We start from the raw sequence: 13,652 nt of genomic DNA, 5'->3' as shown, positions 1-13,652 counted from the left end.
TTATTTTCGCCCAGCGATCCGCAGATTCCCATGAATCACCCGGGTTAGTAGGTCAACGCCATCCTCATCGCGCCCACCGCCTCGGACAGCGCCGCCCTGGCGAGAGGGGTGGCGCCCACAGCGTTGACGAACGGGTGGACCAGCGTGGCGTGGCGCCGCAGCGATACCGGTACCCCGGCGTCGGCCATCCGGCGGGCGTACGCCTCGCCCTCGTCGCGCAGCGGATCGAACCCGCCCGTGGCGACGTGTGCGGGCGGCAGCGCCGAGAAGTCCGTGGCCAGCAGGGGAGACGCGCGGGGATCGAGCCGGTCGTCGTCCGAGCGGATGTAGGTGCGCTCGTACCAGTCCATGTTGCCGCGGGTGAGGAAGTAGCCCTCGCCGAACAGCTCGTAGGAGCGGGTCCGGGCGGACATGTTCGTCGCCGGGACGAACAGCAGCTGGAAGTCCGGTGTCTTCTCGCCCGCGTCGCGGGCCTGCTGGCACACCACCGCGGCGAGGTTGCCACCGGCGCTGTCGCCGCCCACCGCGATGCGCTGCGGGTCCACGCCGAGTTCGGCGGCGTGGTCGCGGACGTACCGGAACGCGGCCAGGGCGTCCTCGGCGGCGGTGGGGAAGAGGAACTCCGGCGCCATCCGGTAGTCCACGCTGATGACCTTGAGGCGGCCGGTGTCGGCGATGTAGCGGCACGTCGCGTCGTGCGAGTCGATGCTGCCGAGCACCCACCCGCCGCCGTGGAAGTACACCAGGACCGGCAGCGCCTCGTCGCCGTCGACGGGCGAGTACAGGCGTGCGGGAAGGTCGACGCGGTCGGGATCGTCACCGCCGAGCGGGAGGACGATGTCGGTGACGACGGCGAGGTCGATCTTCTTCCCCGAGACGGTGTAGGCCGACCTCTCGACGACGGAGCGCGCCCGCTCGAGGGTGAGGTCCTGGTATTCCCCCTCGGACATGAGCGAGATGACCCGGAGCCCGGCCTGGAAGTGCGGATCGAGGACCTGTCCGTCGACGCGCCGGGGAGCACCTGCCACTGGGCGCAGCAGGGGGCCGGGCAGATATCCGGCGGCCGTCATGACGGCTTTGGTCAGTCGGTCGCCGAGCGACGGCGTGAAGGCACGGTGGCCGGACATTCCAGAGGGTGACAGTGCGGGGCGCATGGCCACATTGTGACGTGGAACGCGGGATGATCGATGGTGATTGGTCGAAGGAGCTGGTCATGCGTTCAGAAGACGACGACGTCATCCGGGTCGAGGCGCTGGTCAAGACGTTCGGGGGAGTGCGGGCCCTCGACGGGCTGGACCTGGAGGTCCGCCGTGGTGAGATCCACGGGTTCCTCGGTCCCAACGGCGCCGGCAAGTCCACCACCATCCGCGTCCTGCTGGGGCTCGTGCGCGCGGACTCCGGCACCGCGACCGTGTTCGGCGCCGACCCGTGGCGCGACGCCGTCCGGCTGCGCTCGCGGGTCGCCTACGTCCCCGGCGAGGTCACGCTGTGGCCGCGGCTCACGGGCGGCCAGTGCATCGACCTGGTGGGCCGGTCGCTGGGCGGGCTCCAGCCGGCCCGGCGCGACGAGCTCGTCGAGCGGTTCCGCCTCGACCCCACCAGGCGCACCCGCGACTACTCGAAGGGCAACCGGCAGAAGGTCTCGCTCATCGCCGCGCTGGCCTCCGGTGCCGACCTGCTCGTGCTGGACGAACCCACCTCCGGCCTGGACCCGCTCATGGAGCGGGTCTTCCAGGACTGCGTGCGCGAGGCCGTCGACGCGGGTGCGACCGTGCTGCTGTCCAGTCACATCATGGGGGAGGTCGAGGCGCTCGCCGACCGCGTGAGCATCATCCGCGACGGGCGGACCGTCAGCTCGGGCACGCTGGCCGATCTGCGGCGCCACACCACGACCGAGGTCCACGCCGTCACCGACGCCGACCCACGGGAGCTCGACCGCGTGAGCGGCGTCGACGACCTACGGATCGGCGACGCCGGCGACGGCCGGTTCGACATCCGCTGCCACGTCCCGGCGCCCGCGCTCGGGGAGGTCACCGGCATCCTCCACGCCGCCGGCGTCCACACCCTCACCGCGACCCCGCCCAGCCTCGACGACCTCTTCCTCAGCGCCTACTCCGGAGCCCGGTGATGAGCGCACCCCTCGTCGGCGCGCGCCTGGCCGGTACCGGCCTGCTCAGCCGGATCGCGCTCCGGACCGGCTGGCCGGCGATGGTCGCCTGGGTCGTCGGGGCCGTCGCACTGTTCCTCGCCACCGGACTGTCCATCGCCACGCTCTACGACACCCCGGAGGAGCTCGCCGCGTACAGCGCCTCCGTCGGCGAGACGATGGTCATGCTCACCGGTCGGGTGGCCGGCCTCGACACCCCGGGCGGAGTGGTGATGAACGAGTACTCGTTCCTCGTCGGCTTCGGGGTCCCGCTCATGGCGATCGCCCTGACCGCGCGCTCCACCCGGCGGGAGGAGGAGTCCGGACGATCGGAACTCCTCGTCGCGGGTGGGGTCGGCCGGCTCGCCCCGGTGGCGGCGGCCCTCGTCGTCGTCGCCGGGGTCTTCCTCGCACTGGGCGCCGGCCTCTGGGCCGCGACGCTGGCGCTCGACGTGGACCGCGGCGGCGCGGCGCTGTACGTGGCCTCGATCGTCGCCACCGGCTGGGTCTACGCCGCGGCCACCGCCGTCCTCGCCCAGGTCCTCGCGCACCACCGCACCGTCTGGGCGGCGTCCCTCGCGGTGGCCGGACTGACCCTCGTCACGCGCGGCGTCGGCGACGCCGAGGAGAACTGGCTGAGCTGGGCGTCCCCGCTCGGCTGGCACGGGCTGACCCGGCCGTTCGGCGAGTCGTCCCCGCTCCCTCTCGCGGTGTCGCTCGCGGCCGCCGCCGCGCTGGCCACCCTCGCGCTGTGGCTCGCGGCCCGCCGCGACCTCGGCTCGGGGGTGGTGCCCGCCCGCACCGGGCCCGCCACCGCGTCGCGGTGGCGCACCTCCCATGCCGGCGCCGCCCTCCACCACCACCTCGGCGCGCTCACCGGCTGGACGGTCGGCGTCGTCGCGCTCATGGCCGTCTACGGCGCCCTCATGGACGTCACGGTGGAGGCCATCGTCGCCAACCCGGACCTGGCCGTCTTCCTGGGCGACCCGGACGCCCTGGTCGACACGATCGTGCAGATGCTCGTCGCGTTCGCAGGGTTCCTCGGCGCCGGGTTCGCGCTGCAGAGCCTCGGCGGGCTGCGCGGCGAGGAGTCCTCGGGTCGACTCGAGCTCATGCTGGCCGCCGGGCGGTCGCGGTGGTCCTGGCTGGCCGGGCACGCGGCGGTCGTGGCGGCCGGCACCGCGGTGGTCGTACTCGCCGGCGCGGCCGCGTTCGCCGTGTCCGCGGCAGCGGTGCTCGACGATCCGCAACTGGTGGGTCGGATCCTCGGCGCGGGCGCGTGGCAGCTGCCCGCCGCGCTGCTGTTCGTCGGGGTCTCCGTCTGCCTGTTCGGCGCGGCCCCGCGACTGCAGGTCCTGGCCTGGGCTCCGTTCGCCCTCGCCGTCGTCGTCACCCTCATGGGCCCCACGCTCCGACTCACCGAGGCGCAGATGCGCCTGTCGCCGTTCGGCGCGGTGGGCACCGCCCCCGCCGGCCCCGTCGACACCGCGGGCGTCATCGTCCTGCTCGTGGGCGGCGCCGTGTTGGTCGCCGCCGGGCTCGCCGCGTTCCGGCGCCGCGACGTGCCCCGGCCCTGACCGCCCGACCCGGTGCGGGGACAGCCCGCCTCGGGGTCCGCCCGCCCCGGCGCGGCGTCCACGCCGACCTGACAGACTGACGGGCACTGCCGCCGGCGCCGCCGGCCGGACGCGAACCAGGGAGGAACCGATGTCGGACCAGGTCGATCGAGACGCACTCGCCGCCGCGCTGGCGGTGGTCGGGGAATGGCCGGTGGACACCGTCTCGGCCGCGGTCGTCGGACCCGACGGCGCGCTCGCGACGCACGGCGACGACAGTCGCGTCTACCGCCTCGCCTCGGTCACCAAGCCGCTCGTCGCCACGGCCGCCCTGTTGGCGGCCGAGGAGGAGGCGATCGGCCTCGACGATCCCGCCGGTCCCGAGGGCTCCACCGTGCGCCACCTGCTGGCGCACGCCTCCGGACTCGACTTCGCCGACCGCGACCGGGTCCGCACCGAGCCGGGCCGGCGACGTATCTACTCATCCGCCGGGTTCGAGGTGCTGGCCGACCACATCGCCGACGCCACCGGGATCGACTTCCCCGAGTACCTCCACGAGGCAGTGTGCCGGCCGCTCGGGATGGAGACCACCGGCCTCGAGGGCTCGGCCGGGCACGGCGCCTCCGCCAGCATCGCGGACCTCGTGCCCTTCGCACGCGAACTCGTCGCGCCGCGACTGCTGGCCACCGAGACCCTCGCCGAGGCCGTGACCGAGCAGTTCCCCGGGCTCGACGGGATCGTGCCCGGGTACGGGATGCAGAAACCGTGCCCGTGGGGGCTGGGGTACGAATTGCGCGGGGACAAGGACCCGCACTGGACCGGTTCGCGGAACTCGGCCGGGACGTTCGGCCACTTCGGGCAGTCGGGGACGCTGCTGTGGGTCGACCCCGCGCTGTCCGCGGCGCTGGTCGTGCTCACCGACCGCGATTTCGGCGACTGGGCCAAGCCGCTGTGGCCGGAGCTGTCCGACGGCGTCGTCGAGGCGCTCGGGCGGTAACCGCGCCGCCGCCGGTGCCCGGGTCCGGCCCGGGCGGATCGATGAGCCGTCCGGTGGGCTGGCCGACACGCCGAGGGGCCGCCCGGCATCGGAATCACGGTGCTGTAACTTTGCTGAGAGTCCAGAAGTGTCACTGGTGTAATCCAGCCACTTCAGGCACAGTAGTAATCAACAACAACACAAGCCACATCATTCACACGATTTCGCGAGGTCGTTGGGGAAGACGTCCCTCAGTGAGTCGGGAGTGAAGTGATGTCTGACCATAACCATCTCGCGGATACGACGACCGGCGTGGTGTTCATCCATGCCGCGCCGACCGCGTTGTGTCCTCACGTCGAGTGGGCTCTGGCGAGCACGCTCGACGCCAACTCGGCCATGCGCTGGGAAGACCAGCCGGCCCAGCCGGGCGCTCGCAAAGCGATCGTCGACTGGATCGGCCCGGTCGGCACCGGTGCGCGGCTGGCCGAGTCGTTGGCCAAGTGGTCGATGCTGTCCTTCGAGGTGACGGAGGACCCGAGCGACCTCGTCGACGGCGAACGCTTCTCGCATACGCCCGAACTCGGCATGTGGCGGGGCCAGACCGGCGCCAGTGGCGACGTCGTCGTCAGCGAGAACCGGCTGCGCCACCTCATGAAGGCCGGCCCCGCCGCCTTCCACGCCGCCGTCGAGGCGGAGCTCGGCACACCGTGGGACCGCGCGCTCGAACCACTGCGCGGCCACCCGGCCGCCTCCGAGGTCACCTGGCTCTCGCGCGTCGGCTGACCCGCCGCGCCTCCCGCACTCACGACAGAAGGCGCCCGCCCCCGGATCTCCCGGGGGCGGGCGCCTTCTCGTGCGTGAGACCGACCCGACGGGTCAGGTCACAGCGGGATGTTTTTGTGCCGACCGCGGGTGTGGGCGGCGGCGTCCAGGGCCTCGGCGAGACGACGACGGGTGTCGGTCGGCTCGATGACCTCGTCGACCACCCCGATCGACACGGCGCGGCCGACGCCTCCGGCGATCGCCGCGTGCTCCTCGGCCAGCCGCTCGTGCAGGGCCTCGCGCTCGTCCTCCGGCGCGGCCGCGAGGGTGCGCTTGTGGAGGATTCCGACGGCCGCCTTCGCGCCCATGACCGCCACCTCGGCGTCCGGCCACGCGAACACGGCGGAGGCACCGAGCGCGCGGGAGTTCATGGCGATGTAGGCACCGCCGTAGATCTTGCGCGTGACGAGCGTGACCCGGGCGACCGACGCCTCCGCGAACGCGTGCAGGAGCTTGGCGCCGCGGCGCACCACGCCGTCCCATTCCTGCGAGACGCCGGGCAGGTACCCGGGCACATCGACGATCACGACGAGCGGCACACCAAAGGCGTTGCAGAGGCGGACGAAACGGGACGCCTTCTCCGCCGACTCGGAGTTGAGGCACCCGCCCAGCCGGAGCGGGTTGTTGGCGATCACGCCGACGGTGCGGCCGGCGATCCGACCGAAGCCCACGACGATGCTCGGCGCCCACTTGGATTGCAGCTCCTCGAACGTGGTGTTGCCGTCCAGTTCGGAGGAGTCGAGCAGGCCGTGAACGAGTGGGCGGACGTCGTACGCGCGCCTGGGCGACTCCGGTAGCAGTCCGGCGAGGTCCGTGTGGTCGCCCTCGAGGAGCCGCTGGTCGAACTCACCCTGCGCGGTCAGGAGAGTCACCAGACGGCGAGCCCGGTTCAGAGCATCACGCTCGTCCTCAGCGGCGATGTGGCACACGCCCGACTTGCGGTGGTGCACGTCCTGGCCGCCCAGGCCCTCCATGTCGACCTGCTCGCCGGTCACCGAGCGGACCACGTCGGGCCCGGTGACGAAGATCTTGCCCGCCGGCGCCATGATGACGACATCGGTCAGGGCGGGGCCGTAGGCGGCGCCACCGGCGGCGGGCCCGAGCACGACGGAGATCTGGGGGACCAGACCCGAGGCGCGGACCATGGCCTCGAAGACGGTACCCACGGCGTGCAGGGCCTCGACGCCCTCCGCGAGTCGGGCACCTCCCGAGTGCCAGACGCCCACGATGGGCAGCCGCTCGTCGATCGCGACATCGATCGCGCGAACGATGTGCCGGCACCCGTCGAGGCCCATGGCGCCACCCATGACGGTGGCGTCCGTGGCGTAGGCGATGGTGGGCTCACCGTCGATAAGGCCCCGTGCCGCCAGGGCTCCCGAGGCGTCGGGTTCGGTGATGAACTCCAGCGAGGCGGGATCGAAGAGGTTCGCGAGCCGGACGACCGGGTCGCGCGGATCGATCTGGGTGTTCTGGTCAACAGCGCTGGTGATGGTCATGAGTGCAGTCCTTTCCTTGGTGCACGTCCCGGGGAGGGAGCGCGCACCTGTGACGGACCCCCGGACTGGCTTGTGGGCGGACTATGACGGGAAGCGGGACCCCCGTCCCGCTTCCGGACCTCGTGCCCGGCGCCCCGCACTGGGCGGGGCGATCTGTGAAGTGCCCCGCACGCGGGGAGGGGACGCGGGCTCGACGTGGTGCACCGACCGCACCTTCGGCCCTGAACGCGTCCCCGCCCCGACGAACGAGGCGTGACATCAGCTCTGGTCGATCTTCTGAATGTAATCGACCGCATCCTGCACGGTACGCAACTTGGCGAGGTCCTCGTCGGGGATCTCCACTCCGTAACGGTCCTCGGTCTGCACGGCGATCTCCACCATGGAGAGCGAATCGATGTCGAGGTCGTCGACGAAGGACTTCTCGGGGGTCACCTCGGACGGCTCGATCCCGGTGACCTCCTCGACGATTTCCGCGAGTCCTGCGATGATCTCGGCCTCGGTGCGTGCCATGTGATGTCCTTTCTGATGGGTGAAGTCGTGCCCGACGGGCGCGACGGACGTTTTTCGTACCCGATCATCGGCGACGGCCGACGAGCGGGGGTGGTCGGGGGAGCTTCAGGCCCCGCTGAGTGCGGGCACCGTCTCGAGAGCGGTTTCGATGTCCTCGGGGACGGTCACGCCGTGGCGGGCGACGTCACGCATCGAGCGCTTAGCCAGTCCGACCAGGGCACCCGAGGGCGGGAGCTCGACGAACGCGTCGACGCCCAGCTTGAGCATGGTCTGCGTGCACAGGTCCCAGCGCACGGGGTGGGTGATCTGCGAGACGACCCGGTCGAGGGCGTCGCGCCCCGACGCGACGGCCACGCCGTCGGCGTTGGACAGCAGCGTCAGGTCGGGATCGTTGACCTCGACCGTGTCGGCCAGCGCGCGGAACTCGTCGACGGCGGAGTCCATGTAGCTCGTGTGGAACGCGCCGGCGACCTCGAGCCGTCGCAGGCGCGCCCGGGTGGGCGGGTTCTGCTCGAGCGCGTCGCAGGCCTCGAGCGGGCCCGCGGCGACGATCTGCCCCGCGCCGTTTCGGTTCGCCGGCGCGAGCCCGGCGTTGTCCAGGGCCAGCAGCACGTCGGCCTCGACCCCGCCGAGAACGGCGATCATCCCGGTCGGTCGCTGCGCGCACGCCCGTGACATCGCGGCCCCCCGCACGGACGCGAGGCGCAGGGCGTCCGCCTCCGAGACCACGCCGGCGATCGCCAGCGCCGCGATCTCGCCGATCGAGTGGCCCGCGACCAGCGTGTCAGAGGGAACCTGACCGCGTCGGCGCAACTCCGCGGCACCGAGGAGCGCGGAGGCCACGACGAGTGGCTGGGTCACCGCGGTGTCGGTGATCTCCTGCAGGGTCGCCGTGGTGCCGAGGCGCTCGAGATCGAGTCCGCTTGACGCGGACCAGTCTGCGAGACGGTCGGAGGCGCCGGGCAGCTCGAGCCAGGGCGCGAGCATCCCGGCTTTCTGTGACCCTTGTCCAGGGGCGGTTAGGCAAAGCACGGGTATCAGACAACACGGCCGGGCCCCGTTCGGATGATGTCCCCGAAGCCAGAAACGAGCCCGGGATTTTGTAGGGTTCCCACAAATTGCAAGCTGGCCGCTCGTCCATCTCCGCACGGCGTGGATTCGTTACAGGGTGTGACGCGAGTGAATATTTAGCCTTCTTGAGTAGTTCTTTCGGCAAACTTCCCGAGGACCAGTGCGATTCTCAGCACGAAGGCGTCCCGCGCGGTGAGGGGGTCGAATTTAGTGATTTGACCCACTCTCTTCAAGCGGTACCTCACGGTGTTGGGATGGACGTACAACTCGCGAGCGCACTTCTCCACGTGCCCACCTGAGTCGAGATAGGCCCGAAGGGTGTCCTCGACAGAGGCGTCCGCACCCCGCAGGGGCGTGACGATCCGGTCGACCAACATCGCCGCCGCGCCGCGGTCGCCCCCGAGGACGCGCTCGGGTAGGAGGTCGATCGCCGCGACGGGCCGCGGCGCGCCGGGCCAGCCGCTCACCGCCGCCGCCCCGGACAGTGCCTCCGCCGCGCTGTCCGGGGCCTCGACCAGGGAGCCCACGGTGTGGCCGTGGACGACGGGGGCGTCCGAGGAGAACGCGTCGAGAAGGGCGGGTGGGATCGAAGCGGAGGACTCCAGCTCTCCGGAGAGGATGACGACGAGGCGGGCGCCCTGGACCACGGCCAGTGCGTGCCGGTCGGACGAGACGGCGGCCCGGTGGACGGCGGGGACCGAGGCGAGACCCAGGTCCTCCCTCGGGGTCCCGATGATGACCGTGGCCGCGGTTGTCGGGTCCCAGTTCAGTGCGGAGGCACCGGAGATGAGGTCCGCGTGCCGGTCCCCGCGGACCACGGCGTCGACGATCATCGCCTCCATGCGCGTGTCCCACGCGCCGCGGTTCTCCGCCGCCGCGGCGTACACGGAGGCCGCGGTGAACCCCAGCTCGCGGCCGAACTTCAGAACGGCCGCGATCATCAGGCCGCGCTGTCGCTCGTTGTGGGTGATCCGGGGCATCACCAGCTCGAAGTACTCGAGGGTCGAGCGCACCAGCTGCACCGTCTGCTGCAGGGTGAGCCCCTGACCGACGCCCTTGGGCAACAGCTTGAAGCCGGCGATGGTGTCGGTGTGCGGCGCCTCGGGGTTGCGCACCCAGGTGACGAAGTCACGGACCGCGCTCTGGATGATCAGCTGGATCTCCGCGCGCTGGTCCGCCGACAGCTCGGCGAAGAACGGCAGCTCCTGCTCCAGGGCGCGAACCGCCTCGGTGGACAGAGTCCCCGAGTACCGCGTGATGCGCTTGAGGAGCGCGTCGGAGACCGGCCTGTCGTCCGGCGGCGTGGACGACCGCCGCCGGACGCGCTCCGGCTCCCTCTCCCCGGTGGCGGGGTCGGACGTCTCGGTCACGCCACTCCGGGATCCGTCGTCGGCTCGGGGGCGGCCATGACGTCGTCGATCCGGTACTGACGCGCGGCCTCGAGGAGGGTGACCTTCTCGATGGCGCCCTCGCGGACGAGCCCCGCCAGCACGGCGACGACGATCGACTCGGCGTCGGTGTTGAAGAAGCGACGCGCGGCCGGGCGGGTGTCGGAGAACCCGAAACCGTCGCAACCCAGGACCGTGAAGTCTCCAGGGACCCAGGCGCGGATCTGGTCCGGCACAGCCTTCTGGAAGTCGCTCACCGCGACCTTGGGCCCGTCGGCCTCGGCCAGCGCCGCCGCTACGAACGGGGTGCGCGGCTGCTGGTCCGGGTGGCGCAGGGCGTGGCGCTCACACTCGAATCCGTCGCGGGCCAGCTCGGTCCAGGAGGTCGCGGACCACAGGTCGGCCGCGACGTCCCACTCCTCGGCGAGCATCTTCTGTGCCTCGACGGCGGCGTACATGGCCACACCCGAGGCCAGGATGGACGCCTTGTGGGTGCCGGACCCGGCCGCGCGGAAGCGGTACAGGCCCCGCAGCAGGGCGTCGACGTCGAGGTCCTCGGGCTCGGCCGGCTGCGGAACGGGCTCGTTGTACAGGGTGATGTAGTAGGAGACATTGCGGTCGATGCCGTCGGTCTCCGTCTCGTGGGCGGAACCCGGCCCGTACATCCGCTCGACGCCGGCACGCATGATGTGCGCGACCTCGTAGGCCCAGGCGGGGTCGTAGGAGATGATGCCCGGGTTGGTCGCCGCCAGCAGCGGGGAGTGTCCGTCCATGTGCTGGAGGCCCTCGCCGGTGAGGGTCGTGCGGCCGGCGGTCGCGCCGAGTAGGAATCCCCGAGCGAGCTGATCGGCGGCGGCCCAGATCCCGTCGCCGGTCCGCTGGAAGCCGAACATCGAGTAGAAGATGTACAGCGGGATCATCGGTTCGCCGTGGGTGGCGTACGCGGTTCCGGCGGCCGTGAACTCGGCCACCGAACCGGCCTCGCTGATGCCCTCGTGCATGATCTGGCCGTTCTTGGCCTCCTTGTAGCTCAGCATGAGCTCGTGGTCGACCGAGGTGTAGTTCTGGCCGTGCGGGTTGTAGATCTTCAGCGTCGGGAACCACGAGTCCATACCGAAGGTGCGGGCCTCGTCCGGGATGATGGGCACGAAACGGTCGCGCAGCGACTCGTCGCGCATGAGTTCCCTGGCGGTTCGCACGAGGGCCATCGTCGTGGCCACGGCCTGCTTGCCCGAGCCCTTGCGGAGCGACTTCAGGGCGTCGACGTCGGGCACGTTCAACGGGGTGAAGGTCTGTCGCCGTTCGGGCACGTGCCCGCCCAGCGCGGCACGGCGGTCCAGCATGTACCGGATCTCCGGGGAGTTCGGCCCCGGGTTGTAGTAGGGCGGCAGGGTGGGATCGGCCTCGAGCTCCTCGTCGGTGATGGGGATCTGCTGCTTGTCGCGGAACAGCTTGAGGTCGTCGAGCGTCAGCTTCTTCATCTGGTGGGTCGCGTTGCGCCCCTCGAAGTTCTGGCCCAGCCCGAAGCCCTTGATGGTGTGGGCCAGGATCACGGTCGGCTGACCGGTGTGCTCGAGCGCGGCCTTGTACGCGGCGTGGATCTTACGGTAGTCGTGCCCGCCCCGGCGCAGGTTCCAGATCTCCTCGTCCGTCATGTCCTCGACCAGCTTGGCAGTGCGGGGGTCGCGGCCGAAGAAGTGCTCGCGGACGTAGGCGCCGTCGTTGGCCCTGAACGTCTGGTAGTCGCCGTCCGAGACGGAGTTCATCAGAGCGACGAGCGCGCCCTCGGTGTCCTTCTCGAAGAGCGCGTCCCACTCGCGGCCCCAGACGACCTTGATGACGTTCCAGCCGGCGCCGTTGAAGTAGGACTCGAGCTCCTGGACGATCTGGCCGTTGCCGCGGACGGGCCCGTCGAGCCGCTGAAGGTTGCAGTTGATGACGAATGTGAGGTTGTCGAGCGCGTCGTTGGCCGCGATCTGCAGCGCGCCGCGCGACTCGATCTCGTCCATCTCACCGTCGCCGAGGAACGCCCAGACGTGCTGCTGGGAGGTGTCCTTGATGCCGCGGTTGTGCAGGTAGCGGTTGAACCGCGCCTGGTAGATGGCGTTGATGGGCCCGAGACCCATCGATACCGTCGGGAACTCCCAGAACTCGGGCATCGAGCGGGGATGGGGGTAGGAGGGTAGGGACCGCCCCGGGTGGCTCTTCTCCTGCCGGAAGCCGTCGAGGTCGTGCTCGCGGAGCCGACCCTCGAGGTACGCGCGGGCGTACATGCCGGGGGAGGCGTGGCCCTGGAAGAAGATGTGGTCACCGCCGCCGGGATGGTCCTTGCCGCGGAAGAAGTGGTTGTAGCCCACTTCGTAGAGCGGCGCCGCGCCCGCGTAGGTCGAGATGTGCCCGCCCACGCCGATGCCGGGACGCTGGGCGCGGTGGACCATGATGGCGGCGTTCCAGCGGATCCACCGGCGGTAGGTCCGCTCCACCGCCTCGTCGCCCGGGAACTCCGGCTCGAGGCTCGTGGGGATCGTGTTGACGTAGTCCGTGGAGGTGAGCGCCGGGAGCGGCACGCGTTGTTTCGAGGCACGTTCGAGCAGCCGAAGCATCAGGTAACGAGCCCGCTCGGGCCCGGCCTCGGCGAGCAGACCGTCGAGCGAATCCATCCACTCCTGGGTCTCCTCGGGATCGGAGTCCGCCAGGTAGGACGCGACGCCCTCGCGGAGGACCGGAACGTTGGTGGGTGCGGAACCGTTCCTGGGGCCTGCGTTCTCGGTCATGCTTCTCGTCCTCACTTCTGCGATTCGTACCGTGGCGGCCCGGTGGGGCCACCACTCGTCGTGGTACAGCGTCGGGCCCGCGCCGCGGTCCACGGGTGTGTGGCGGACCGCGTCGGGCTCGGACCGGGCCACCGTCGGCCCGTCGTTTCCGATTGTGCCCCAAAGCGTGACCCGCGACACCGTCGCGGGATGCCGCGTGCCGGTAAATGGGCGGTAGTCGTTTCCCCGGTGCCTGACCACGGGTAGTGTTCCTGGTCAGCGAAAGTCCTCTAGGGACTACTCGGAACAGAGGGAGGAACACCACGGTGGTCGCCGCGGCGAACCAGCAGGACGGAGCGGACCAGGTAGCTGGTCAGCTCGATCTGACGGAGGGCATGCTCGTTCAGGAGGTCGGATGGGATTCCGACTGCGACGAGTCGATCAGCGAGGCCGTCGAGGACGCCGTCGGATCGGAGCTGCTGGAGGAGGACACCGATGAGGTGGTCGACGCGGTGTTGCTCTGGTGGAGGGACGGCGACGGGGACCTCGTCGATCGGCTGATGGACGTCGTCACGCCGCTCGCGGACGAGGGATCCGTCTGGGTCCTCACCCCCAAAACGGGGCGGGACGGGCACGTGGAGCCCGCCGTCATCGCGGAGTCCGCCCAGACGGCGGGGATGCTCCAGACCCGGACGGCGGCCATCGGGGACTGGGTCGGGAGTCGGCTCGCGCTCCGTAAGAACAGCATGCCGCGAAAGTAGGGCAGGGATGCCGGGAGCTCCGTGCCCGCCCCGCGGGGCGTCGCGGCCCACGGTGGGATAATCTGAGCCGCACCGGCGCCCGTGAGGCGCCGGTGCACGCGCGCGTAGCTCAGCGGTTAGAGCTCTGGTCTTACACACCAGCGGTCGGGGGTTCGATTCCCTCCGCGCGCACC

General features: G+C 70.9%; 11 protein-coding genes and 1 tRNA gene. 6 read left to right on the top strand and 6 right to left on the bottom strand.

Going from position 1 to position 13,652, the window contains the following annotated elements; genetic code table 11:
* Positions 1–44: 44 nt before the first annotated feature.
* A complete protein-coding gene (locus DCI01S_RS11285; protein WP_232302957.1) occupies positions 45–1,154 on the bottom strand; it encodes an alpha/beta hydrolase in 1,110 nt (369 codons plus the stop codon).
* A 59-nt stretch (positions 1,155–1,213) separates the two neighbouring features.
* Here DCI01S_RS11285 and DCI01S_RS11280 point away from each other — a divergent pair, with 59 nt between their 5' ends.
* The 4 genes from DCI01S_RS11280 to DCI01S_RS11265 all read left to right on the top strand — a co-directional run bounded on the left by DCI01S_RS11280 (position 1,214) and on the right by DCI01S_RS11265 (position 5,461).
* Positions 1,214–2,128, top strand: a complete 915-nt coding sequence (locus tag DCI01S_RS11280; protein WP_165001107.1) for an ABC transporter ATP-binding protein — start codon at positions 1,214–1,216, stop codon at positions 2,126–2,128.
* Entirely contained in the window at positions 2,128–3,723 is a 1,596-nt protein-coding gene (locus tag DCI01S_RS11275) for an ABC transporter permease (protein WP_061229307.1), read from the top strand. Before DCI01S_RS11280 ends, DCI01S_RS11275 begins: the two co-directional genes overlap by 1 nt.
* Before the next feature lie 130 nt (positions 3,724–3,853).
* Positions 3,854–4,699: a serine hydrolase domain-containing protein gene (locus DCI01S_RS11270; RefSeq protein ID WP_061229306.1), complete on the top strand. Its 846-nt coding sequence runs from the start codon at positions 3,854–3,856 to the stop codon at positions 4,697–4,699.
* 252 nt (positions 4,700–4,951) lie between these two features.
* Positions 4,952–5,461 (top strand): DUF3145 domain-containing protein, encoded by a 510-nt coding sequence (locus tag DCI01S_RS11265; RefSeq protein ID WP_061229305.1) that lies wholly within the window; start codon positions 4,952–4,954, stop codon positions 5,459–5,461.
* Positions 5,462–5,559: 98 nt separating this feature from the next.
* Here the strand turns inward: DCI01S_RS11265 and DCI01S_RS11260 are convergent, their stop codons facing one another.
* From DCI01S_RS11260 to aceE, 5 genes are all read right to left on the bottom strand, one after another.
* Positions 5,560–6,996: an acyl-CoA carboxylase subunit beta gene (locus tag DCI01S_RS11260; RefSeq protein ID WP_061229304.1), complete on the bottom strand. Its 1,437-nt coding sequence runs from the start codon at positions 6,994–6,996 to the stop codon at positions 5,560–5,562.
* Positions 6,997–7,254: 258 nt separating this feature from the next.
* The gene (gene acpM / locus DCI01S_RS11255) at positions 7,255–7,506 is read right to left on the bottom strand and encodes a meromycolate extension acyl carrier protein AcpM (protein ID WP_007629089.1); all 252 of its coding nucleotides are present in this window, start codon (positions 7,504–7,506) and stop codon (positions 7,255–7,257) included.
* A 105-nt stretch (positions 7,507–7,611) separates the two neighbouring features.
* On the bottom strand, positions 7,612–8,538 hold the full coding sequence (locus DCI01S_RS11250; RefSeq protein WP_082767759.1) for an ACP S-malonyltransferase: 927 nt from the start codon (positions 8,536–8,538) through the stop codon (positions 7,612–7,614).
* Between the two features lie 155 nt (positions 8,539–8,693).
* Positions 8,694–9,947 carry a PucR family transcriptional regulator gene (locus DCI01S_RS11245; protein ID WP_082767758.1) on the bottom strand — a complete coding sequence of 418 codons (1,254 nt, stop codon included), beginning with the start codon at positions 9,945–9,947 and terminating at the stop codon, positions 8,694–8,696.
* The gene (aceE, locus tag DCI01S_RS11240) at positions 9,944–12,739 is read right to left on the bottom strand and encodes a pyruvate dehydrogenase (acetyl-transferring), homodimeric type (RefSeq protein ID WP_061229302.1); all 2,796 of its coding nucleotides are present in this window, start codon (positions 12,737–12,739) and stop codon (positions 9,944–9,946) included. The genes DCI01S_RS11245 and aceE overlap by 4 nt, the downstream gene beginning before the upstream one ends.
* Before the next feature lie 305 nt (positions 12,740–13,044).
* Between aceE and DCI01S_RS11235 the strand changes: the two genes are divergently transcribed.
* Positions 13,045–13,479, top strand: a complete 435-nt coding sequence (locus DCI01S_RS11235) for a DUF3052 domain-containing protein (protein ID WP_007628241.1) — start codon at positions 13,045–13,047, stop codon at positions 13,477–13,479.
* 98 nt (positions 13,480–13,577) lie between these two features.
* Positions 13,578–13,650: transfer RNA gene (locus DCI01S_RS11230), tRNA-Val, on the top strand.
* The last annotated feature ends 2 nt before the right edge of the window (positions 13,651–13,652 follow it).

It is taken from the genome of Dietzia cinnamea NBRC 102147, assembly GCF_001571065.1.
GTDB classification, from domain to species: Bacteria; Actinomycetota; Actinomycetes; order Mycobacteriales; family Mycobacteriaceae; genus Dietzia; species Dietzia cinnamea.
The sequence above is the reverse complement of the archived record's forward strand: the minus strand, read 5'-3'. Positions and strand labels throughout refer to the sequence as shown.

Excerpts from the sequence above, each read along its gene's own strand:
- DCI01S_RS11285 (WP_232302957.1), bottom strand. The coding sequence starts at position 1,154 with ATGCGCCCCGCACTGTCACCCTCTGGAATGTCCGGCCACCGTGCCTTC.
- DCI01S_RS11280 (WP_165001107.1), top strand. The coding sequence starts at position 1,214 with ATGCGTTCAGAAGACGACGACGTCATCCGGGTCGAGGCGCTGGTCAAG.
- DCI01S_RS11275 (WP_061229307.1), top strand. The coding sequence starts at position 2,128 with ATGAGCGCACCCCTCGTCGGCGCGCGCCTGGCCGGTACCGGCCTGCTC.
- DCI01S_RS11270 (WP_061229306.1), top strand. The coding sequence starts at position 3,854 with ATGTCGGACCAGGTCGATCGAGACGCACTCGCCGCCGCGCTGGCGGTG.
- DCI01S_RS11265 (WP_061229305.1), top strand. The coding sequence starts at position 4,952 with ATGTCTGACCATAACCATCTCGCGGATACGACGACCGGCGTGGTGTTC.
- DCI01S_RS11260 (WP_061229304.1), bottom strand. The coding sequence starts at position 6,996 with ATGACCATCACCAGCGCTGTTGACCAGAACACCCAGATCGATCCGCGC.
- acpM (WP_007629089.1), bottom strand. The coding sequence starts at position 7,506 with ATGGCACGCACCGAGGCCGAGATCATCGCAGGACTCGCGGAAATCGTC.
- aceE (WP_061229302.1), bottom strand. The coding sequence starts at position 12,739 with ATGACCGAGAACGCAGGCCCCAGGAACGGTTCCGCACCCACCAACGTT.